The sequence below is a fragment of the Methanoregula sp. genome (assembly GCF_052325125.1).
In the GTDB taxonomy this organism is placed as follows: domain Archaea; phylum Halobacteriota; class Methanomicrobia; order Methanomicrobiales; family Methanospirillaceae; genus Methanoregula.
In genome coordinates this window covers 1-21,285 of record NZ_JBKQWO010000007.1, presented here as the reverse complement: position 1 = coordinate 21,285, position 21,285 = coordinate 1, and the positions used below count along the sequence as shown (strand labels likewise).

Here is a 21,285-nt window from a genome sequence, read left to right as displayed (position 1 = left end):
TGAATGTACGTTCTGTTGCATCCCCGGCATGCAGACCGGCCGACTATTCATCCGGTAAATAAAAATGGTTTTTGGATAAAAGGCAGGCACTGCCCGGGGAGGCATTCTTTAGGTTGACCGAAACCATTTTTATTTAGGGTATCCTAATTATTGATCAGATGGCACAGGAACAGGTTGAAGAATATCTCGAAGCGATCTATGACATTGCCGGCACTGAAGGCGCCGCAAAGACCACGGCAATTGCCAAATGCCTCAAGGTCGCGCCGGCAAGTGTGACCGAAGCGCTCCAGAACCTTGCAGAGAAGAACCTGGTGAACTACGAACCGTACCGGGGCGCAAGCCTGACCGGTGAGGGGAAAAAGATTGCAGAGACGATCAAGCGCCGCCACCGTCTCCTCGAAGTCTTCCTTGCCGACGTCCTGCACATCAACCGGGCAAAAGTGCACGATGAGGCGTGCCGGATGGAGCATACAATTTCGGAAGACACCGAAAACGCACTCTGCCGGATGCTCAATGCCCCGGCGCGCTGCCCCCATGGAAGCCCTATCGCTCCCTGTGCCAAAGGGGTGGGAAGCTGCAGCGATTGCGATGCCATCACCGGTTCTGCCATCCCTCTCCCGGAAGACATCCGTGCCTCCGCCATCGTCCCCATCACGGATCTCGGTCCCCAGGAGAAAGGGACCATTGCGTTCATCCGCGGCGACTGCAGGGTCGTCCAGCGGCTTTCCGATCTCGGCCTGACGCTCGGGACCACCGTCTCGGTCACGCGCAAGGCTCCGATGAACGGACCCGTCGAGGTATTCGTGCGCCGGACAAAACTGGCGATCGACCACTCCATTGCAGAGAACATTTTTGTCGATGCATCCCGGGCAGGGCAGCCATGAGCGGATGCGGAGGGTGCAAGGCCAGCCCTCCCAAAGGCGAGACAAAGATAAAAGACGCTGAATACACCATCGCGCTTGCGGGCAATGCGAATGTAGGCAAGAGCGTGACGTTCAACCAGCTTACCGGCGTCGACCAGATCATCGGCAACTGGCCGGGAAAGACGGTCGAACGGGCGGAGGGCCTTCTCCAGTACAAGGGGCACCGGATCCGGGTGATCGACCTGCCCGGTATCTACTCCTTCTCGACATACTCGATGGAGGAACTGGTCTCCCGTGACTATATCGCGCTGGAGCACCCGGACGCCGTCGTCAATGTCATCGATGCGTCAGCACTGGAGCGCAATCTTTTCTTTACCATCCAGCTCCTCGAACTCGCCCCGCCGCTCCTCATCTCCGTGAACCAGATCGACCTCGCGGAGAAGAAGGGGATCACCATTGACACTGAAAAACTTGCCGCGCTTCTCGGTGTCCCGGTCGTTCCCACGGTCGCGATCAGGGGCAAGGGCATCGCCCCCCTCACCGAGGCGATCCTCGATCTCGCACAGCGCCGCCCGACACCCCCGGTTCTCCGGTACGGGAAAGAGATTGAGGAACGGATCGAAAAACTCGTCCCCCTGCTTGAGCCGCTGACGATCCCCTACCCCGTACGGTTTGTTGCCATCAAGCTCATCGAACGCGACCCCGCGATGGTGAAGATCGTAAAGGATCAGGCCCCCGGCGTCGTCGAAAAGGCTGACCGCCTCGCGGTCGAGATCGAAGCGATCCACGGTGAAACAGTCTGCGTCGTAATGAGCGCGGAACGGTATAACGTCGCTGATCGGATCGCGGCCGAGGTGATCACCGTGCGGGCCCCGGAGAACGGCGTGCACAAAAAGAGCCTGACCGACCGGCTCGACCGGCTCGCCCTTCACCCGTTTCTCGGGTACCTTACGGTCTTTCTCGTGATAGGGGGGCTGCTCGTATGGACCTTTGTCGTCGGCGCCCGCATATCCGATCTCATCCAGTCTTTCTTCTCGCAGATCGCACCCTACGAACCGGTCATCACCGGCCCGGTCACCAGTATACTCTGGAACGGCGCGTTCTCGGGCCTCGTCGCAGGAATCACGCTGGTCATCCCGTTCGTCCTGCCGTTCTACCTCCTCCTCGCCGTGATGGAGGACTCCGGCTACCTTACCCGCATCGCGGTGATGCTCGACCGGGGTATGCACAAGCTCGGGCTGCATGGCAAGGCCGTTATTCCCCTCATCCTCGGCTACGGGTGCAACGTGCCGGCCTGTTTTTCCTGCCGGATCATGGAGTCCCCCAAGCAGAAACTGCTCGCTGCGTTCCTGGTCACCCTCATTCCCTGTACGGCCCGGACGGTCGTCATCCTCGGTCTCGTCGGTAAATTCGTCAGCATCTGGTGGGCGCTCGCGCTCTATGCTTTCGATATCGTGCTGATCATCCTTGTGGGGAGGATTGCCTACAAGGTCGTCCCGGGCGAGTCGGTCGGCCTTATCATGGAGATGCCGGACTACCACGTCCCTTCGGCCTCTGTCGTCCTGAAACAGACGTGGGCGCGGACAAAATCGCTCATCTGGTTTGTCTTTCCCGCATACATCGTCGGAAGCGCGGCGATACAGGTCTTCTACGCGGTCGGCCTGCTCAACCCGGTCAACAACCTCCTCGCACCTGTCACGGTATTCTGGCTCGGCCTGCCCGTGATCGTCGGGATCACCCTCATCTTCGGTGTCGTGCGAAAAGAACTCACCATCCTCACCCTCGCGGTGCTCTTCGGGTCGACGAACTTCGCGGCCTTCCTCACTCCTGTCCAGCTCATTGTCATTGCACTCGTTTCCATGCTCTATATCCCCTGCATTTCGGTCATTCTGGTGCTCGCCTCAGAGTTCGGGTGGAGAAAGTCGCTTGCGATCTCCGTTACCGAGGTCGTCCTCGCTCTCGGGATCGGCGGGATCGCATTCAGGGTGCTCAGCCTGTTTATGGGATGACGTGCGCCGGACAGCCCTTTTTAATCCCACAATTTTATCGATGGAATACGATACAGGATTTTCCCCGGTACCGGAACGACCGCCTGCATTTCAACGGTGAAGCTGCCGGGAGGACAGGCAAAAAACGGAACTGATTACCTGGCGGTCTGCTACGGGAAATATCCGAATGGCGTTATGCACCGGCGGTAGTGACCGGTATGTACGGGGGTTTACCGGTGGCGGGATTGACAAGGAGGGAGATCGATCCCCCCGGGGCGCTTTTGATGACCTGCGTAACCCTGGTGCCATTATTATATACTTCTACGGTCAGGTTGTTCCCGGAATAATCCAGTTTCCGGAATGTGGCCTGAACGAGGTCGTTACTGTTTTTTATCGCATAGAACTGTTCCCCGGTTCCCCTTACTTCCCTGAGGTTTCCCGGGTTCCCGTAGCTTCCTACAAAGGTTCCGTTATACGTTACCTTCACCCATACTCCTTCGGCAGGAACCGCAGCCTGCGATATTATTGTTGCGGCTGGCAGGGGGGTCGGGGTCGGCGTTATAGCGGCCGGGTGACCTGATCCGTTTTCCGTTCCCACCGGGTACATGAGGGTAATGGCTGCTGCGCATACGATGATGAGAATCACGATGCCGATCGCTGCCATGACCTGTACAGGGATTTTTCCCGGTTGCGGCGCCGGGGGGTGCCCGGCGGGGGCCTGGACTGCCGGGGTTTTCTTCTCCGGTGGTGTTGCCGGTATTGTATCGGGAACGGGAGCGGAAATTACCGGGAACACGACACTGTCGGGTAACCCGACGGGTTCCCGGCTGCCGGAAGGGGACATTCCCGGAATGCCGGCCTGCGCCGGCTTGTCAACCGGCAGCCGGGCCGGCTCCTCCTCCCATACGTCTCCACGGTCATCGATGTCTGGTAATGCCGGGTACGCGTATCCGGGCGAACGTTCCGGCTGTACCGTTGCAGCGGGTGCCGGAGTGGTTTTTTTCATCTTTTTGGCCGGTTTTCTGGCACGGGCTTTCGGCCTGGCGGGTGCCGGTTCTTCTTTTTGGGCCTGCGTCGCGCTCCCGCCCGTGACACCGTCCTGCTGGACCGGAACGGTGTCTTTCTGCACTCCACCGGATACCTTCGGCACCAGCTCATCGGACGGTGCTGCCGGGATGACTGCCGGACCGGTCTTTTCGTCAGTTTTTGCCAGGTCTTCGTCACGGAGGGTGGCATCCGGGCGTTCCTGTCCCGGGGCGGGGGGGCTGATGACCCAGGCACTCCCTGCGGGCGATCCGGACCCGGTCACCGGCTCATCAGGTACCGGGGAAGTGCCTTCCTTTTCACCTGCGGGAGCAGGTGACGGGGTGCCTCTATCAGGATACCCTCCCTCTTCGGGGAAGGTCTGGTCTATCAGGGCCGGCGCTTCAGGCAGGTTGTCCGGTGTCTCCCCTGCCGTTTCCTGTATCGCGGCGAGCAGTTCCTCAGATGGCCGCGGGCTTTTGCGGGTTACCTGTGAATGGGGCCGCGGCACCTCGGGAGCTTCAAAACGTCGTACAGTAGGGTGCATGCCCCGGGATGTTACCGGGACCTGATGCTGTACGGCAGGCGGGGGTTCCTGACGGACGGAGACGATATGTTCGATCAGTTTCTTTACCCAGAGATCGCATTCCGCGGCCCGGTCTTCAGAGGGGCGCTCGGAAAAGATCAGGTCGATGGTCCTTGAATCTTCAAGACCGATCGGGTCGATGACCGTAAGGGTGATGAACGGCTCGCGTGCAGGGGTCGTTCCCCCCTTTACGGACAGGATGGTGGCAAACGGGACCACCTGCGGCTGGTCGCCGGAATGGTCGCTGTCGACAAGGGCAAGGCGCTGGCTGGTAAGGATCAGATCGAACTCGGCATCGTCGATCATCACCCGGTCCGTTGTCAGGATGATGGACTCACCGCTTTTCAGGTACGGGCCGGCCATATATGCGTCACTCTCCGGATCTGTTTTCGTTGTCTGTAGTGATATGCTTTTTAGGTGCGCTTTTTTCGCATTCACCGGTTATTATAGGGCAGGGCCTGTAAGCCGGAGAATATCGGCGGTCCCAGGGATCGTTATAATCCGGTGAAGGTGCACCGGCAACGATTGAGCTGGCGCAGCCATCCGTGCAAAGCCTGTCGATACCATAACCCGGCCGGGGAAATTACCCCCGGGCACACGTCACGATCCTGTTTCTGTGGCTTTTTTAAACAACACACGGTTGATCATGACTTATTTAAAAAGGCAGAATAGTCAACGCCCGGCCGGGGCGCCCTCCTGTTCAGGTCCAAATCGTTTCTCTCTTTAACCTTATCCCCGTACGCTCACCAGCCAGGCCTCGAACTCGCGGTGGAACTGGTGAATTGGTTCACGCATATCCCGAGTCTGCTTTGCAGTCTTCTCATGGCAGGACCGTACGCATTCCATGGCATTCTCGTGATCCTTTTCACCGCCAGGATGCCCGAATTCAGGTTTGCGATCGCACTCGCGGGGCCCGGCTGCCGCAGTACGATAAAAACCGGCGCTGGCCGCAGGCCGCAACGGTTTTACTGCACACCGCGTATCTGATCGCCCGTCCCAATCTGTGTTAACAGGAAATCCCGCCCGTTTCAGGGGCCGGTCCCACGTGGCATCCACGAGCACCCAGCGGTTCTCGATCTTCACCCGGCAGGCAAGGTGGCAGGAAACGGGAAGGCCGGTCGCCAGCCGGCGGAGTTCCGGGGGGTACTGGAGATCCGGGTCGTCCCAGAGAAAAGGAAACGTCGCATAGACCACATCAAATCCCAGTCTCCGGTACATCTCTGCCAGCAGGTAATGTTTCGGTCCGCAGGACCCTTTACCCAATTCAAGGATCCGCTCCGGCGCAGTTGCCGGATCGGTCATGGGTACTGCGAGAGAGTACGGGATATCACGGATATGCTCGAAAACCGGGATAAGGCTCTGGCGGGGATCAGGTCCCCTGGACCATTCCTGAAACCTGGCAGTTACCAAAGAAGCCATACGTTCATTCCTTTAAAAAGCATTTTCCCGGTTCCCTTTTTACCGTCAGGGTACCCTTGCAGGCACCTGTACCCGGATTGGCACCGCCAATAAAAAAAAGATGGTTTCCGGGACAGGCCGCCCGTGCCCGCTATTGTTAATTTTTAATAAAATTGCAGGGTAATACAATGGGAAAAGGGCCGGTTTTTATCCCTTGAAGGTAAGTGTGCCCGGTATGCAGGATATTATTCCGCAGGGTTTTGTGCCGGGACAGGTAACTTCCTGATGTGATCCTTTAATTCATCGAACTCGCGTTCAGGGTTTCCCCTGCGGCCGACATATTCGTTGGCGCCGGCATCGAAGACTTTCTGCATCTCCCGATCCAGTTCCTTCCCGCTGTAGATGATAATATGCGAGGTGCACCCCTGCCCGCGCAGTGCGCCCACAAACATCGTGCCGTTCATCACCGGCATGCGCCAGTCTGTGATGATAGCATCGTACGGGTGTTGCCGTGCCATTGCCAGTGCGTCTGCAACACTCGTGGTGGTATCGGCCGTGCATCCCGGATCGTCTTCGAATTCAAGACGCAGAAGTTCCAGGATATCCGCATCATCGTCGACAATGAGAATTCTGGTCATTAACCTGTTCAGAAATTGCCGGTTTTGATATTTAAAATGGTAATATCCATGAATCGGGTCTGCCGGGACAGGGCCCGGGCACGAATATGCACGAAAACCTGCGGTTCAGGCCCCATTGCCGGAGTTCTGGCGATAGGAAACAGGAGGTATGCCAATCTCAAACCGTATAGTATTCCCGTACTCTCCGGTCTCTGCAAGGGTGATATCGGTCAGCGACAGGATTTCCCTGAGGATAAAAAGACCCCGCTGGCCATATGCCTCCCCTCCCCCATCAAAGATCCTTTCCTTGTCCTCCGGCCTGATGCCGGGGCCGTCATATTCCACGGCGACCACCCTCCGTTCCTTTTCTGCCCGTAAAAATACATGGATGGCCTGGGGAGGGTGTCTGGCATTGACAGCATTTTCGAACAACCGGGAAAACACGCGTTCCATCTGGCGATCCGCGTACACGCAAAGATCCGGCAGATCGACAGAAAACCTTGCCGGGGTGTCGCTGTACCGCGTCACGGCCGCCGCAACAACATTCCTGATGTTCAGCCATTCGGGGGGATCGGCACCCAGATCCTTGAAATCCCGGGTGATGGTAATCTCGTCCCGTATGGCATTGGCCGCATGCTCCTGGCGTTCGAGGTATTCAAGGACAACCGGATCCTTCTCCCTTTTCCGCGCCCTTCCCAGGTACCCCAAAAGGACAGTAACCTTATTCTGGATATCGTGGCGGGTGAGGCTCGTGAGCACATTGAGTTTTTTATTGGCCAGGTGAAGCGTGCGCTCCATCCGGGTCCTCTCTGAGATATCCCGGCAGAAACAACAGACAAATTCATTATTGTGGTATTCCAGGTACCTGAGGACCATTTCGACAGGCATCTTTGTTCCGTCCTTCCTGATCATGACCGTTTGCCGGGTGATGGTTCCCTCGCGTTTGAGGTGTTCCCAGGTGTCGCCCCAGGTCTCCGTGGCCGGTACGGGGACGACATCCCCCAGCGCGAGATCAGGCATTTCCCCGGCAGTGTATCCCACACCGGTCACTGCGGCCTTGTTCGCATAATCCACCCGGGCATTGCGATTTACCCAGAACACCATATCTGCTGCATTGTCCATGGCAAACTGGGTCAGGAGCAGCTGCTGTTCCATAGTTTCCCTGCGGGTCATTTCGTCGTACAGCTGCCGGTTGATCTCACGGAGCTCGTTTGTGCGGGTTACGATGGTCTCTTCGAGCATGTCCTGCGTTTTTTTGAGTTTTGTCCGTACCAGGACCTCTTCCGTGATATCGAGCCCGCAGGAAAAATACCCGGTCAGCTGGTCGCGGTCATCGAACAGGGCACGATCCCACCATCGCTGCCACCGTGCCTCCCCGTTTGCCATAATCGCCCGGAACTCAATCATGCCGGCCGGATACCGGGGGCTTAACCGGGTGCGGTTCATGCGGACCCGCTCTGCATCGTCCGCTGATACAAGGTGCTTGAACGGCCTCCCGATCATCTCTTCCCGCGATCTCGATATTGCGCGGCAATAGGGTTCATTGACGTACTGGATAATTCCCTCCGGGCTGTACCGTACGGCATATTCCACCTGGTTATCAAGGATCACCCGGAATTCGGGAAGAGCGGCAGCCGGTGGAGAAGCATTCCCTGTACGTTCATCGTCCACGATCACCGCCACCCCCGGCTTACCGGTCGAAAAGACCAGCGGTACAAGGAACAGGTTAACCGGGTGCTCTTCACTGCCAAGAGCGACCTGTGCATGCACCCGCTGCTCCAGGCCTTTGAGCGCCGTCCTGAAGATCTGCTGGGCAGTCCCGCCTTCGAGCGACCTTAACGGAAGTTTGTCAAACGGCAGACCGGGCAGCTGTTCCGGTGAGATGCCCGTCAGGAGTGAAAACTGCTGGTTATTATCGGTCACCAGGCCGTCCTGGTCGAGCGTGACAAACGGCTGGCTGCAGACCTTCCTGAGGGAATCCGCAGACATGCGGTGGGATATATAATAGACCTTCGAGGTTCCCCGCTTTCGCCCGTCAACTGCTCCCTGGACCTGCAGGATGTCCATGTATTTTGCTACCGAATTCCGGTTTATGCCGAGCAGACCCGCTATATCGGTGATGCTCAACCCTTCCGGGTGCTTCTCAAGTTCGTCCCTGATCCGTGATATCTCTTCCAGGTACTCTTCCATGGTCTGCTTCTGTTGGTATAGTGTCGGTCATAATCCTTTAAAAAATATTCTTTTGCCATGCTAATCTGCAAGGCAATTAAGTATATTTATAAATTAATTTTTGCACAGATAACAATTGCATTACCAATAGCATGGCAAAACAGGCCCTGCTTGAAATGCAGTAAAAGAGATGATGGTTTGATGGAACGTGCGAGATATGCAATGAATGCAGGCCAGATTCATCCGGCTACTGCGGTTGAACATGATGGTCTGAGGGAGAACATCAGGCTCCTGCAGGAACTCTCGGAAAAACTTGACCGTTATTTTGCCATGCGGACATTGGGTGCATCCCCTGCGGAGGTATCAGCAGATGATTACTGACAGTCTCTCCCGGGATGACGGGGTATCGTATATGGAATGCGCATATGCCTATCCCTCCTGCACGATCACGGTGGGAAGGGTCCGGCTGCTGTACGGGATCCTGCATGCATCGGGTATGGACAAAATCAGGGAAATTCAGAATGGGTGGTAATTAACATGGATGTAAAGGTAGATTCAGTCTTTAAGAATGAGATCCGGATATCGGATTCGACCGCAAATCCGGGAGCTCTCGGCCTGCTGGCGTTCGGCCTGACGACTATTATCCTGAACATGAGCAATGCAGGGATATTTGCCCTGGGCTCCGTGGTCTTTTCCATGGGGATCTTCTACGGGGGTCTTGCCCAGATCATCGCAGGCATCATGGAATGGAAGAAGAACAACACGTTCGGGATGACGGCGTTTATCTCGTACGGCTTTTTCTGGATATCACTGGTGTTTTTGATCCTCATGCCCTTGTGGGGGTGGGGTCCGGCGCTCGGAAAAGAAGGACTCGTCTGTTTCCTTGGTATATGGGGCTTGTTCTCGCTCGGGATGTTCCTGATCACGTTCAGGCTGTCAAAGGCAATGCAGGTCGTGTTCGGCACACTGGTGCTGCTCTTCCTCCTGCTGATTGCAGGTAACGCCCTCGGGAACAACACGATCCTGGTAATCGCCGGTATCGAGGGTGTCATCTGCGGGTTGTCCGCGATGTACACCGGGCTCGGGCAGATCATGAATGAAGTATGGAAAGAAACCGTGGTAAGACTCGGGTGATGAAAATGGTTGAATTACAGGATTTAACGGAAATGTTTGAGAGGAACCCTCTCGCACAAACGGTAGTGGATGCAAATCAGAAGATCCTCATCGTAAACGATGCCTTCTGCAAAATGGTCGGTTATTCCAAGGACCGGCTGCTCGCGATCAAGTTCTCGGATTTCAGGGACCAGCGGATGATCAAGTATCTCGAGAATACCGGGGAATCGGTACCGGAAGCGATCAGCACAAAGAGGACGACTCTCGGGAGGAGCACGATGGAGACGCCTTCCGGCGTCCATGTCGTGGTACGGACAAATATGCCCCTCCTCAACGAGAAAGGGGAAGTCAGGTACGTGTATGTGACCTACAACGAGATTTCCGTGCACGTCAAAGTCCAGCAGTACATGGAGAAAGAGGTCGCCGAACTGAGCGTGGTCTATGGAAAGATGGCTGCAGGGGATCTGACGGTAAGGCACGAGATCACGAAACCGGATGAGGACACAAAGGAGACCTACGAACAGATCATCAAGCTCCGCGATGCGGTGCGGGGGATTGTCATTTCCCTGGAAAAGAACATCGGCGATGTCAACAAGCATATGCAGAACCTGACCACAACGGCCGACAACGCGAACCGGAGCATCGAAGACGCGTCGAAAGGCGTGAACCAGATTGCAAAGAATGCCGGTGTCGTCAGCGAGAACGCCCAGAAAGCGGCTGAAGGCGTCGACCAGATGTCCAAGGCCATGCAGGACATGAGCGCGGCCGTCGAGGAAATTACCTCGAGCATGGAGAGCGTCTCCACGCAGGCAAAGAGCGCGAACGATTCTGCAAAGGAAGGCGCGATCCTTGCGGACACGGTCAACAAGGACATGACCGAGATCACTACTGCAACGACGAACGTGCACGGGATCGTAAAAGAGATCGAGAAACAGATGGCCGACATCAGCAAGATCATCGTGCTCATCCGCGACCTCGCCAACCAGACCAACCTGCTCGCCCTGAATGCGGCGATCGAGGCCGCACGGGCCGGCGAACACGGCAGGGGTTTTGCGGTCGTTGCATCCGAGGTAAAGTCCCTTGCGCAGGAATCACGCTCCAGCGCCGAGAAGATCGAGGACATGATCACCCAGCTCAACACGGCCACCAGGAAAGCGACCGAGGCCATGGATGCCTCTAAGGAACTGGTAAACAAAGGGGTCATTGCATCAGGCGAAGCGCTTGCTGCATTCAGGAAGATCCAGATCGCGGCCGAGACCGTGGCAAACAGCGCCTCGGAAGTTGCCGCAGCTACAGAAGAGCAGGCCGCAACCACCGAGGAGATCACCGCAAGCGTTCACGAGGTCGGAAGTATCATCGAACGGACCGCAAAAGAGGCCGGTGATGCAGCCGCAGCGACCGAGGAGTCTGCCGCAGCGCTTGACGAGATCACGAGAATGATCCAGGTGGTCAACGATGTTGCAGTCGAGGCTACGGAAGCAAACCGCCGGTTCAAGGTGGATTAACGGGGGAGCTGCCCATGTCTGTAAAGGCGAGCGAACCCGTTGCGACGGCAAATAACTCCGCCGCTGCCCAGGGCGACCTGGGCACGATACAGGTTGTGGAGTTTGTGCTCGGGAACGAGCATTTCGCCATCGACCTCTTTGACGTCAAGGAAGTGGTCGAGTATACGACGATCACAAAACTTCCCAACGTCCAGCCCTATGTCCGCGGGATTATCGACCTGCGGGGCGAGATCACGATGATCGTCGACCTCAAGCACCGGCTGAACATCACCGATGCGAGCACGAAATCGCTTGAAGCCTCGCGGATCATCGTCCTCGACGACAAGATCACCAAATCCAAGATCGGGATCCTCGTCGACGACGTGACCTCGGTCTCCACCTTCGACGATAACCAGGTGGATCACACGTCCGCGTCGATCAGCCACGAGGACACGGCGATCATAGGGATCATCAAACGCAAAATCAAGGTCAAGGACAAGGAGATCAACGAACTGATCATCTGGATCGACATCAAGAAACTGCTCAACGATCTCGATTCCACCATTTGATCGCCGATGACAAAAAGAGAGGATCGCCCGGTCCCGTAATGATGGCATGCCGGCACGGCTTACGGATACGAAAGCACGTCCCTGAAGGCGCCGGCATGGTGCCCCCATCTTCCGGGCACGTATCCTTTTTTGTGCCTTACGGCCCGGGCCGGCTGCCAGTATATCACGGGCGCAACCCGGGGTTTTCTTGATATAGGTGCCGGATAATATCTGGTATACTGTTCGGGAGAATACCCGTATGAAAGCGGCACTCATTTTTTCCGGCGGGATGGACAGCACCACCCTGCTCTACGACATGATCCACGAGGGATACGAGGTCAGTGCGCTCACCTTCGATTACTGCCAGAGGCATAAAAAGGAGATCCGGTGCGCAGAAAAGACCTGCGCAAAACTGCATATCCCCCATAAACTTGTCGGGGTACCTGTTTTAAACGATCTTGCCCCGTCCAGCCTGACCCGGGCTTCGTGGGACGTACCCGAAGGCAATTATGCAGAGGAGACGATGAAACAGACAGTCGTCCCGAACCGGAACATGGTTTTTTTAAGCCTTGCTGCCTCCTACGCCATCGGCACCGGTGCCCCGCACCTCTTCTACGCGGCGCACGCGGGGGACCATGCGATCTACCCGGACTGCCGGCCGGCGTTCGTGAGCGCCATGGCGACCGCACTTCACCTCTGTGACTGGAACGACCTCGTGCTCCATGCGCCCTACCTCTGGATGAGTAAAGGGGATATTGTTAAAAAAGGCCTTGAGCTCGGGGTCAATTATGCGGATACCTGGTCGTGCTACAAAGGAGAGGAACTCTCCTGCGGGAAGTGCGGCGCCTGCACCGAGCGGCTCGAGGCGTTCGAACAGGCCGGTGCAGCAGATCCCCTGAAGTACCAGGATTAGGAGATATGTCGCATCGACCGGGAAAAACTGCCGGCCACCCGGTTACTGGTTCTCAAAGGCAAAGGCGACCCGGTAGTCCTGCGAGCACTCCCCGTCAAGGATCGTCTCGTACGTCTGGGTCGCTCCCGGCCCGATGCTCCCGATAAAGACGGACCGTGAATCCCGGATCGTGCCGGTCCCGGTGTTTATGAGGTTGAAGTCCAGCCTCAGGTTGTCCGTGGAGACGTTTCCCGCGTTGTACACGTACCCGGCGAGGTCGGTGTAGCAGCCGTATTCCGGCGACCACGAATCCTGGTACTGGTAATGGGTGTGGAGCGAACCGGACGAACTGTCCTGCACGGTCGCGGTGCTGAGGCAGCCGGCAGCTGCGGCAAGCACGATCACGAGAAGAAGGACCGCTATGCCACAACAGTATTTTCGGGTATACATGGACAGTTTCTCCACAGAAGGACTTCCCCAAAAAAGGGTGGTGGTTACTTCAGCACGAGGATCGATTCTGGGGCACGGACGAGGAGCGCCAGGCTCTCGTAGATCTGGAATTCGAGGAGATCCCCGACCGGCCCGTTGTACGCGGTGACCATGTCCTGCCCGATGGCAAGAGATGCGTACTGGCTGCCCGATGCGAGCAGCACGCCGCCTTTCTTGAGTGCCGGGGCCTTGACCACGCCATCGGTGACGATCGACCGGATGTGGTCGAGTTCGGTCCCGTCTCCCTGCGGGTACCGGCGCAGGAGGAGGTTGTACTGGGCCGGGGCGAGGGCCATGCTGTAGGGGCCGTGGAACCCGGCTGCATCGAGTTTTGTGACCGCGTCGATGATCTGGTCTGCGGCCGTGCCGATCTTATCCCACTTCGTGAGGGTGAGCGAGCCTGCCCCTTCCGCGTTGAGCAGCCCCGGGATGCCCGGGAGGCCCGAGAATATGATCCGGTCCTCTTTTGCGGCCGCGTCCATCGCCGCACACGCTACCGGCGTCGTGTCAAGGATGAGGTGGTCGCGTTCGTATGCCGCGAGATCGCGCTTCGCGAGGGAAAATTCGGTCCTGATCATCGTGAGGGGGATCGCCGTGCTCCCGATGATCCCGTCCTCGACTGCATAGTCGCCCATCGGGATCGACTTGAGACCGAACCCGTACGGGCCTTCCAGGGAAAGGATCCGGCGACCGGCGATCTGGCTCTTTGCTGCCTGAACCATCGTGTCGTCAACCAGTTTCCACGTCGCTGCTTCGATAGGTGCCTCATCTCGTCCGAGATATGAATTTGCCATGGTTTATGCTCCTGTTGTCCTGAGTGATCCAATGGTCGGTTCGTCCTTAACTGCCGCTGTTGCCGGTGCCGGGGCGGCGAGCTTGGCCGCAAGCGTATCCACTTCGAGCGTTCCCTGCCTGAGGAACCCGTCCTCCTCCCCGTCGGTCAGTATCCCAAGGAGCCGGATGAGTTCGCCGGCATGGACCCGCTCTTCGTTTGCGATATCCGTGAGCACGGCCTTTGCGAGCGCGTTGTCGGTCGCATCCGCATGGGCCATGTACCCGTGGATCGCTTCGAGCTCCCCGGCAATATCGAGCCGTAATGCTCTCAGGAGTTCATCGTGGGTCAGCTTGCGGTCCGGAACAGTGCCACTGAATGGGTTGAAAAAGTCTGGCATGATTTCCTCCGTTAGTCTCTAGGTCAATAGTATATTGCCAAGCATAAATACTTTTGACTACTGGCATGTCACGGTCAGGGATGTACAATGCGGATCAGGTCAGTGCCTTCTTTTTCCTGAGCAGGCGGTGGTAGGCGATTGCAAACCGGTGTGCCTCGTCCCGGATCTCCTCGATGTACCGGAGTGCGATGCTTTTTTTGTCGAGCCGCAGCGGGAGCGCCTCCCCGGGGAGGTAGATCTCCTCTTCCCGTTTTGCGATTGCAATGACCGGCTGTTCCTCGGCGCCGAGGGAGGCAAGCGCTTCGCGGGCTGCCGAGAGCTGGCCCCTGCCGCCATCGACGATGACGAGGTCCGGGAAGGGTGCGTTTTCATCCGTGAGCCGTTTGTACCGCCGTTTTACCACTTCTGCGATGGATGCGAAATCGTCTATCCCTTCAACCGTCCTGATCTTAAAGCGCCGGTAATTGCTCTTGTCGGGCCTGCCGTCCCGGAACTGCACCATTGAGCCGACCATCGCGGTGCCGGAGAGGTGCGAGATATCGAAGCACTCGATCACGGAGGGGGGAGGTGCCATGCGGAGGGCGGTGCCAAGCTCGGCGCCCTTGAGCGTGTCGCGGAAGAATGCGATCTCGAGGTTCTTTTTTGCGAGGTCGAGCAGCTGCCGTTTCTCCCCCCGCTGCGGAACGATGACATCGACATGTTTTCCCTTTTTGAGCGAGAGGAACTCCGCGAGCGCAGGACCTGTTTCGTGTTCGAGGATCAGTTCTGCCGGCGGTTCGCGCTCCGAGTAATACTGGACCAGGAACTCCTCGAAGAAGTCTTCGCCGGCATCGAACGTGAACTCCTGCTTGTTCGAAAGCGACCCGCGCTCGACGTTGAACGCGGTGAGGTAGACCTTCCCTCCGGTCACCTGGTACGCGATCACGTCCTGGTCGTACTCCCGCCGGCGCTCCACGTGCTGCCGGTCGGCAAGGTGCCCGATGGCCGCAATCTCGTTCCTGAGCACGAGCGCCCGTTCGTACTCCTCTGCCGCCGAACATGCGGCCATCTCCTGCCGGAGCTCGTCGAGAAGTTCGTGGGATTTCCCTTTGAGGAGCAGGGCGGCTTTTTTTACGTTCTCCCCGTACTCCGCAGGGCTCACGGTGCCGGTGCAGGGGGCGCTGCAGGACTGCATGTGGCGCCGGAGGCAGGGGCGCTTCGGGAGTTTTTTGCAGGTCCGCAGGTGAAACACCTTTTTTGCCACCTTGAGCACATGGTCGCGCTCGGCCGCAGAGACAAACGGCCCGAAGAACGTCCCGTCGCCCGACGCCCGGCGGGCGATTACGAGCCTCGGGAACTCATCGCGGGTCAGCTCGATCCACGCGTAGCGTTTTGCGTCCTTCAAATCGATATTGTATTTCGGCTGGTGTTTTTTTATGAGGGTATTTTCAAGGAGGAAGGCCTCGGTCTCGGTATCCGTGACCACGACATCGACCGAGGCGATGCGGGCGACCAGGCTCCGGGTCTTCGCGTCATGGTCTTTTTTCTTGAAATAGCTCGACACCCTCTTTTTGAGGTTCTTTGCCTTCCCGACATAGATGATCGTCCCTGCTTCATCGGAGTAGAGGTAGCAGCCGGGGTTTTCGGGGAGGCTCGCGGTATCGATCATGAATCCAAAAGAGTATCCGGGTGCAGGCTCATTAAGCGTTGGGAATGGGGTAATGAATGGTCAGTCGGCCGGTTCGCTGCAATACGCCTTGATCGCGTCGATGAAGACCGGGCCGTATTTCTCCTGCCTGACACTACCGACCCCCGGAATCGTTGCGAATTGCGCCCGGTCGCAGGGGCGGATGCGGGCCATCTCCCGCAGGCTCCGGTCTGCGAACACGACATACGGGGGCACCCGGCTCTCCCTGGCAATGGCCAGCCTGACAGATTTGAGCCGCAGAAAAAGTTCCGCTTCCGTTTCACGGGCATCCCCATCGACAACCTCACTGGTCTCCGGATCTGTTGACAGGGGAAATGACGCTGCATCACGCCCGGGTGCCGGGAGCCGGACACGGCATGTCCCGGCAAGCAGCCCGCTGCTTTTCGCTGCAAGGGCAATGACCGGGTATTTGTCACCGGTTCTTGCGAGAAAACCCTGGCTGACCATGTCATTGATCCAGGCCCGGTACTCCTCCTTTGAGTACTGCTTCCCGGTTGCATACGCGGGCAGCCGGTCGAAATGGTATGATTCGATCTTCGCCGATTTTTTCCCCCGCAGGACGTCGGTGACAAGTTCGATCCCGAAGTGGGACGGCAGCTGCCGGACGCACAAGGCGATCAGGCGCGCCGGTTCCGTGCCGTCGATGAATGCGGCAGGATGATCGCAGTTATCGCACGACCCGCAGTTCCCTGCTTTGGGGGTTTCGCCAAAATATGAGAGCAGGAAGGCGCGCCGGCAGCCGGTCGTCTCGCAGTACCCGGTCACGTCATGGAGTTTTTTGAGTGCGATCCGGACCGAGCGCTCGCCACCCTCGTCGTGTTCGAGCATGGACCTGACCCGGGCATAATCCCCCCTGCTGTAAAAGAGGAGGCATTCGGCTGGCTTCCCGTCACGGCCGGCCCGCCCGGTCTCCTGGTAGTAGGACTCGACCGTCTTTGGCAGATCGTAGTGGATCACGAAGCGGACGTCCGGCTTGTCGATCCCCATGCCGAACGCGACGGTGGCGCAGATAATATGCGCAGCGTTCTTGAGGAACGCGTCCTGCACATCTGCTCTCACCGGCCGGGGAAGCCCGGCATGGTAGGCGAGCGCCTTAAAGCCTTTTTTCCGGAGTTCGTATGCGATCTCTTCTGTCTCTTTCTTGCTCATGCAGTAGACGATGCCAGACTCGTTCCTGTGCCGGCAGAGGAAATCGGCGAGCATGACCAGCGGGTTCTTCTTCGGGACCACCCGGTACGTCAGGTTCTCCCGGTTGAAACTGCCCACGAACTCCCTGACATGCACGAGGCCGAGCTGCTGGCAGATATCTTTCCGCACTTCCGGGATCGCGGTCGCGGTAAGGGCGATCACCGGAGCGGTGGGGAACAGTTTCCTGAACCGGGCAAGTTCCCGGTACTCGGGCCGGAAGTTGTGGCCCCATTCCGAGATGCAGTGCGCTTCGTCGATTGCGATCAGCCGGACCGGGGCTGCTGCAAGGGTGTCAAGAAAACCGGCCTGCATGCATTTCTCCGGCGAGACAAACAGGAGGTGGAGCCGGCCCGCCTTCATCTCCGCCTCGATCCGGGTGCGCTCCCGGGAGTCGAGCGAACTGTTGCAGGCGGCGGCCATGATCCCCCGGGCGTTGAGGTCGTCCACCTGGTCTTTCATGAGCGCGATGAGCGGCGAAATGACCACGGTGAGGCCGCCGAGGTACAGGGCCGGCAGCTGGTAGCAGAGCGACTTCCCGCCCCCGGTTGCCATGATCGCGAGCGTATCGTTTCCTGCAAGGACCGATGCGATGATCGTTTCCTGGTGCGGGCGGAAGGCAGGATAACCCCAGTGTTTCCTGAGCAGGGTGAGGGGAGTCTCCTGCGGTCCGGGGGCGGTGCGTGCGGTGGATGCCTGCGGTGCGTTCATGAAAAGTCCTCCCGGGCCGGCGTGTGCAGCCCGGGCACTGGCGTTGTGTGATGAGGAGTGCGGCAGGACGGTATATGAAGCCCCGGGCGCGGGGGGTGAAACTGACTGGTGGGGTTCAGGTGTGGGTTTTTTCCCGGAAAGTCCGGGAACCTTGCAGGACAATTTTAGAAAAGTCCGGTAATGTTAGTGAACTATTTTCAAAAAGTCCGATGACTTTGCCGGACTTTTTTTAGAAAGTCCAGTAGCATTAGTGAATTTTTTCCGGAAAGATTGATGACTTTGCCGGACTTTTTTTAGAAAGTCCGGGAGATGACCTTGATTTTGACCGGATTTTTCAGGATATCATGGCCTGACGCTCAAACGGGGCTCCGCGCCCTTCTGCCCGCATGGGCCGGAGCTCCCGGGGAATGGCGGAAATTTTCCCGGTGATTACGGGCAGCAGGCCCGGTCTCCGCTGCCGATCTCCGCACCCCAGTCCCCAGATGTTTTTCCCGCAGGTCCTCCCCTATGACCTCATCCAATCCGGGCCCGGATTGAGCCCCGATTGGCCCTTGGCAGATCAAAAAGAAGCCCGTATCGGGCTCCGTTTAAAAACGAGCCCAAATCAGCCTTATTTTCGCAATCGGACGAAATAAAATGATCTCATAGAAGCGTTTTGAGGGCGGTTTTCGGGCCCGGATGGGTTTTCGGTTGATGGTGAAAAAAGTGGCCGTTTTTGGGGCTTCTACGGCCTGCCAATGGGCATTATATGGGGCTCAATTTGGGCGTATTTTGGCAAATGGGGGCGTATATGGGCACGGATTTTCGGGAGGGGGGAATCGGACGGGGATATGGGGAGATTTTTGGGGTGGGGGGACGTGAGAAAAAGGGCTGCCGGTCAGTGGTGCGTGGGCTTACCCTGCATTTCTGAATCTCGTAAATAATCAAAAAACGCCGTTGTTATACGAAGACATCAAGAAATTTTTAACACATGGAGTGCAAAATCAATTCAACGCATCGGAATGATGGTGAATGGAAGAGGTACCGGTGGCGGGTGAGGAAAGAGATACGAGGAAAAGGGTATGAAACGCACAATGGATGTTACCTTGCGGGACTCCAGGCTTCCGACCGGTTATCCGGAGTTCATTGCCGGGCTGAAAACCAGAATTCGCTCTGCCTAGGCAAGAGCTGTGGTATCCGTCAATCGCGAGTTGATCCTTCTCTACTGGCAGATCGGAAATGACATCCTTACCCGGCAACAGGCTGAGGGATGGGGTGCAAAAGTGATTGATCGCCTCTCGCGGGATCTGGTGCACGAATTTCCCGATATGAAAGGGTTCTCGGTCAGGAACCTGAAATATATGCGGGCATTTGCTGAAACCTGGCATGATGCGGCAATTGTGCAAGAGCTGCTTGCACAAATTACCTGGTATCACCATATCGCCCTGCTCGACAAGGTGAAGGATGCAAAGGAGCGCGAGTGGTACATCAGGCAGACCATCCAGAACAGATGGAGCCGGAATGTGCTGATACACCAGATTGAAAGCGGGCTTTTTTTACGTACCGGAGCAGCGGTAACCAATTTTGCGGCAGCGCTTCCGGCGCGGGGCATTGTACGTCATGAAATAGTGGTTGTCAATTCAGTTGTCATTCTGGTTGTCAATTCCGGAGCATACGAAGATCCGGTACTTCGACTCACCCGGGGATTCCCTCACCCGTACCCCCTGGCTCCCCGGTCATGACCTCCCTTTCCCCCACATGACCTCATCCCATCCGGCCTCAAATCTCGCCCGGATTTCCCCTTTTCGGATCCAATCGGAGCCCAATTTGAGCTCCGTTTAAAAATAACCTCAAATCAGCCATATTTTGGCAAACGGACGAAATAAAACGTTCTCATAGACGCGTTTTGAGGCCGTTTTTGGGGCCCGGATGGGTTTTTGGTTTGGGATGAAAAAAGAGGCCATTTTTGGGGCTTCCATGGCCGATTATGGGCATTATATGGGGTTCAATCTGGGCGTATTTTGGCAAACGGGGGTTTATTAGTGGCCTGATTTTTGAGGGTGGCAATCGGAGGGTTTTACGGGCGTTTTTTTAGGTATTGTAGGGATAGGGCGCTCAAAAAAGGGGCTCGCCGCCCCCCGGCCAGCGTGGACTTGGCCCGAAATATGCTTTTCAGAATTTTGTGAAATCAGTTGAATTATTTCTGATCACGCAGGGATTGGCCTTTCTTGGTGAGCCGATATTTTTGTTTGTTGCTGTACGGTTTTTTGGGAATTGTCAGCGAGATAAGGTTTTGTTGGATCGCAGGTTTGAGGTATGTTTTTCTGAAATGTCCCTCGTCTTTTAAGTTGAGAATATCCTGGAGTTCTCGTCTTGACATATCCCCATCAAGAACGTTTAGCATCCGTTTAATCCCCGGGTTAATTTCGTGGGGAATCTCATGAGTCTCCCGGAATGCAAAAAAAGTCAGCCTGACGCCCTGCTCGTTTTGCGACCACTGAGGAAGAGGCAGGCCCCGGTCGGTACACGTTTTCTGAATCAGAACACTGCCCCGCCCCATCTTTTCCATGAATCCCCTCAGATAGAGCACATGAGCGATATCCGGATTGCGTAATACGGAAATCTGTCCTTTCGAGATCGAATCCAGAGTTACCCCTTCAGGAAATTTACCGGTATTCTCTATCTCCAGGCGATCCCGATAGATATTGACAAAGACCCCTCCGGAAGAATTACTGTAATCCCGGTGGGCAAAAGCGTTGACCAGTCCTTCCCGTATCGCATCAGGGGGATATTGTGGGATATCCAGTCGTGTGAGACTATCGGCAGTAAAATCAGATGATGTTGAAGTATTTCGCTGGATAAATCCAAACACATCTTCTAATAATTGAACAAGCGGTCCCTCGAAAGATTTCTGATCCGTAAATTTATCATCACTCTTATCAGTTGTAAATCTCGCAGTTCTGACACGGATTTGTGGATTTCGTATTGCAGGATTTGTGGTGAATAGAATATCCCCTCCATTGGTGAGCCGGCCATATTTGAAGACTGATAATTGTTCAAGAAATGAGATATTGGGCAATTGGTCATTAATCTGGAGGCGCCCGGTTTTAGCTATCGCGTTTATCGCAGTTTTAATTTCTTCTTTATCCAGATCTTTGTCAGGATCTGCTAAAGAAAATCTCCGTTCCCAGCGTTCAGGCTCCACTTGTCTTCTGAGGACAAGGTCTCGAATTGTTTCGATGTCCGCCTTTTTGGTTTCCGCACCTGTCCGCATATAGATGATATTCTGAAATGCGTACGGTGGATCCTGCCCGGCCGGCACTTCCAGTATGATCAGATCTTTATCCTGAACATTCTGCACATGGATTTCCACAAGGGTTC

The 21,285-nt window shown here is 56.6% G+C and carries 19 protein-coding genes; 9 read left to right on the top strand and 10 right to left on the bottom strand.

Features of this window, described 5'->3' with window-relative positions; all coding sequences use genetic code 11:
- Positions 1-158: 158 nt before the first annotated feature.
- The gene (locus tag ACLQMU_RS02005; RefSeq protein ID WP_424040369.1) at positions 159-884 is read left to right on the top strand and encodes a metal-dependent transcriptional regulator; all 726 of its coding nucleotides are present in this window, start codon (positions 159-161) and stop codon (positions 882-884) included.
- A complete protein-coding gene (gene feoB / locus ACLQMU_RS02000) occupies positions 881-2,872 on the top strand; it encodes a ferrous iron transport protein B (RefSeq protein WP_422149835.1) in 1,992 nt (663 codons plus the stop codon). Before ACLQMU_RS02005 ends, feoB begins: the two co-directional genes overlap by 4 nt.
- A gap of 172 nt (positions 2,873-3,044) precedes the next feature.
- Here feoB and ACLQMU_RS01995 read toward each other — a convergent pair whose 3' ends face one another.
- The 4 genes from ACLQMU_RS01995 to ACLQMU_RS01980 form a co-directional block, all read right to left on the bottom strand.
- On the bottom strand, positions 3,045-4,823 hold the full coding sequence (locus tag ACLQMU_RS01995) for a hypothetical protein (protein WP_424040366.1): 1,779 nt from the start codon (positions 4,821-4,823) through the stop codon (positions 3,045-3,047).
- 366 nt (positions 4,824-5,189) lie between these two features.
- Entirely contained in the window at positions 5,190-5,879 is a 690-nt protein-coding gene (locus tag ACLQMU_RS01990) for a transglutaminase domain-containing protein (protein WP_424040365.1), read from the bottom strand.
- A 224-nt stretch (positions 5,880-6,103) separates the two neighbouring features.
- On the bottom strand, positions 6,104-6,496 hold the full coding sequence (locus ACLQMU_RS01985) for a response regulator (RefSeq protein ID WP_424040363.1): 393 nt from the start codon (positions 6,494-6,496) through the stop codon (positions 6,104-6,106).
- A 105-nt stretch (positions 6,497-6,601) separates the two neighbouring features.
- Positions 6,602-8,665, bottom strand: coding sequence for a PAS domain S-box protein (locus tag ACLQMU_RS01980; RefSeq protein ID WP_424040361.1), 2,064 nt, complete (start codon positions 8,663-8,665; stop codon positions 6,602-6,604).
- Between the two features lie 57 nt (positions 8,666-8,722).
- On the opposite strand from ACLQMU_RS01980, the gene ACLQMU_RS01975 reads away from it, so the two are divergent.
- The 6 genes from ACLQMU_RS01975 to queC all read left to right on the top strand — a co-directional run bounded on the left by ACLQMU_RS01975 (position 8,723) and on the right by queC (position 12,702).
- Entirely contained in the window at positions 8,723-9,025 is a 303-nt protein-coding gene (locus ACLQMU_RS01975; protein ID WP_422149840.1) for a hypothetical protein, read from the top strand.
- On the top strand, positions 9,015-9,176 hold the full coding sequence (locus ACLQMU_RS01970) for a hypothetical protein (protein ID WP_422149841.1): 162 nt from the start codon (positions 9,015-9,017) through the stop codon (positions 9,174-9,176). The genes ACLQMU_RS01975 and ACLQMU_RS01970 overlap by 11 nt, the downstream gene beginning before the upstream one ends.
- A gap of 5 nt (positions 9,177-9,181) precedes the next feature.
- On the top strand, positions 9,182-9,778 hold the full coding sequence (locus ACLQMU_RS01965; protein ID WP_422149842.1) for an acetate uptake transporter: 597 nt from the start codon (positions 9,182-9,184) through the stop codon (positions 9,776-9,778).
- A 32-nt stretch (positions 9,779-9,810) separates the two neighbouring features.
- Entirely contained in the window at positions 9,811-11,262 is a 1,452-nt protein-coding gene (locus ACLQMU_RS01960) for a methyl-accepting chemotaxis protein (protein WP_422149843.1), read from the top strand.
- Between the two features lie 14 nt (positions 11,263-11,276).
- Positions 11,277-11,810, top strand: a complete 534-nt coding sequence (locus ACLQMU_RS01955; RefSeq protein WP_424040360.1) for a chemotaxis protein CheW — start codon at positions 11,277-11,279, stop codon at positions 11,808-11,810.
- A 238-nt stretch (positions 11,811-12,048) separates the two neighbouring features.
- Entirely contained in the window at positions 12,049-12,702 is a 654-nt protein-coding gene (gene queC / locus ACLQMU_RS01950; RefSeq protein ID WP_424040358.1) for a 7-cyano-7-deazaguanine synthase QueC, read from the top strand.
- Positions 12,703-12,744: 42 nt separating this feature from the next.
- Here queC and ACLQMU_RS01945 read toward each other — a convergent pair whose 3' ends face one another.
- The 5 genes from ACLQMU_RS01945 to recQ form a co-directional block, all read right to left on the bottom strand.
- Positions 12,745-13,131: a DUF7490 domain-containing protein gene (locus tag ACLQMU_RS01945; protein WP_422149283.1), complete on the bottom strand. Its 387-nt coding sequence runs from the start codon at positions 13,129-13,131 to the stop codon at positions 12,745-12,747.
- Between the two features lie 44 nt (positions 13,132-13,175).
- Positions 13,176-13,964: a family 1 encapsulin nanocompartment shell protein gene (locus ACLQMU_RS01940; RefSeq protein ID WP_422149284.1), complete on the bottom strand. Its 789-nt coding sequence runs from the start codon at positions 13,962-13,964 to the stop codon at positions 13,176-13,178.
- A gap of 3 nt (positions 13,965-13,967) precedes the next feature.
- Positions 13,968-14,342: a ferritin family protein gene (locus ACLQMU_RS01935; protein ID WP_422149285.1), complete on the bottom strand. Its 375-nt coding sequence runs from the start codon at positions 14,340-14,342 to the stop codon at positions 13,968-13,970.
- A gap of 94 nt (positions 14,343-14,436) precedes the next feature.
- On the bottom strand, positions 14,437-15,990 hold the full coding sequence (uvrC, locus tag ACLQMU_RS01930; protein WP_424040356.1) for an excinuclease ABC subunit UvrC: 1,554 nt from the start codon (positions 15,988-15,990) through the stop codon (positions 14,437-14,439).
- A gap of 60 nt (positions 15,991-16,050) precedes the next feature.
- Positions 16,051-17,925, bottom strand: coding sequence for a DNA helicase RecQ (gene recQ / locus ACLQMU_RS01925; protein ID WP_424040354.1), 1,875 nt, complete (start codon positions 17,923-17,925; stop codon positions 16,051-16,053).
- Between the two features lie 1,169 nt (positions 17,926-19,094).
- On the opposite strand from recQ, the gene ACLQMU_RS01920 reads away from it, so the two are divergent.
- Entirely contained in the window at positions 19,095-19,646 is a 552-nt protein-coding gene (locus ACLQMU_RS01920; protein ID WP_443673510.1) for a DUF1016 N-terminal domain-containing protein, read from the top strand.
- Positions 19,647-20,101: 455 nt separating this feature from the next.
- Here ACLQMU_RS01920 and ACLQMU_RS01915 read toward each other — a convergent pair.
- A partial coding sequence (locus ACLQMU_RS01915) for a Fic family protein (RefSeq protein WP_443673509.1) occupies positions 20,102-21,285 on the bottom strand: 1,184 nt, incomplete at its 5' end.

What these genes read in the sequence shown, in the direction of transcription:
- ACLQMU_RS02005 (WP_424040369.1), top strand. Translation starts at nt 159, where the DNA reads ATGGCACAGGAACAGGTTGAAGAATATCTCGAAGCGATCTATGACATT.
- feoB (WP_422149835.1), top strand. Translation starts at nt 881, where the DNA reads ATGAGCGGATGCGGAGGGTGCAAGGCCAGCCCTCCCAAAGGCGAGACA.
- ACLQMU_RS01995 (WP_424040366.1), bottom strand. Translation starts at nt 4,823, where the DNA reads ATGGCCGGCCCGTACCTGAAAAGCGGTGAGTCCATCATCCTGACAACG.
- ACLQMU_RS01990 (WP_424040365.1), bottom strand. Translation starts at nt 5,879, where the DNA reads ATGGCTTCTTTGGTAACTGCCAGGTTTCAGGAATGGTCCAGGGGACCT.
- ACLQMU_RS01985 (WP_424040363.1), bottom strand. Translation starts at nt 6,496, where the DNA reads ATGACCAGAATTCTCATTGTCGACGATGATGCGGATATCCTGGAACTT.
- ACLQMU_RS01980 (WP_424040361.1), bottom strand. Translation starts at nt 8,665, where the DNA reads ATGGAAGAGTACCTGGAAGAGATATCACGGATCAGGGACGAACTTGAG.
- ACLQMU_RS01975 (WP_422149840.1), top strand. Translation starts at nt 8,723, where the DNA reads ATGCTAATCTGCAAGGCAATTAAGTATATTTATAAATTAATTTTTGCA.
- ACLQMU_RS01970 (WP_422149841.1), top strand. Translation starts at nt 9,015, where the DNA reads ATGATTACTGACAGTCTCTCCCGGGATGACGGGGTATCGTATATGGAA.
- ACLQMU_RS01965 (WP_422149842.1), top strand. Translation starts at nt 9,182, where the DNA reads ATGGATGTAAAGGTAGATTCAGTCTTTAAGAATGAGATCCGGATATCG.
- ACLQMU_RS01960 (WP_422149843.1), top strand. Translation starts at nt 9,811, where the DNA reads ATGTTTGAGAGGAACCCTCTCGCACAAACGGTAGTGGATGCAAATCAG.
- ACLQMU_RS01955 (WP_424040360.1), top strand. Translation starts at nt 11,277, where the DNA reads ATGTCTGTAAAGGCGAGCGAACCCGTTGCGACGGCAAATAACTCCGCC.
- queC (WP_424040358.1), top strand. Translation starts at nt 12,049, where the DNA reads ATGAAAGCGGCACTCATTTTTTCCGGCGGGATGGACAGCACCACCCTG.
- ACLQMU_RS01945 (WP_422149283.1), bottom strand. Translation starts at nt 13,131, where the DNA reads ATGTATACCCGAAAATACTGTTGTGGCATAGCGGTCCTTCTTCTCGTG.
- ACLQMU_RS01940 (WP_422149284.1), bottom strand. Translation starts at nt 13,964, where the DNA reads ATGGCAAATTCATATCTCGGACGAGATGAGGCACCTATCGAAGCAGCG.
- ACLQMU_RS01935 (WP_422149285.1), bottom strand. Translation starts at nt 14,342, where the DNA reads ATGCCAGACTTTTTCAACCCATTCAGTGGCACTGTTCCGGACCGCAAG.
- uvrC (WP_424040356.1), bottom strand. Translation starts at nt 15,990, where the DNA reads ATGATCGATACCGCGAGCCTCCCCGAAAACCCCGGCTGCTACCTCTAC.
- recQ (WP_424040354.1), bottom strand. Translation starts at nt 17,925, where the DNA reads ATGAACGCACCGCAGGCATCCACCGCACGCACCGCCCCCGGACCGCAG.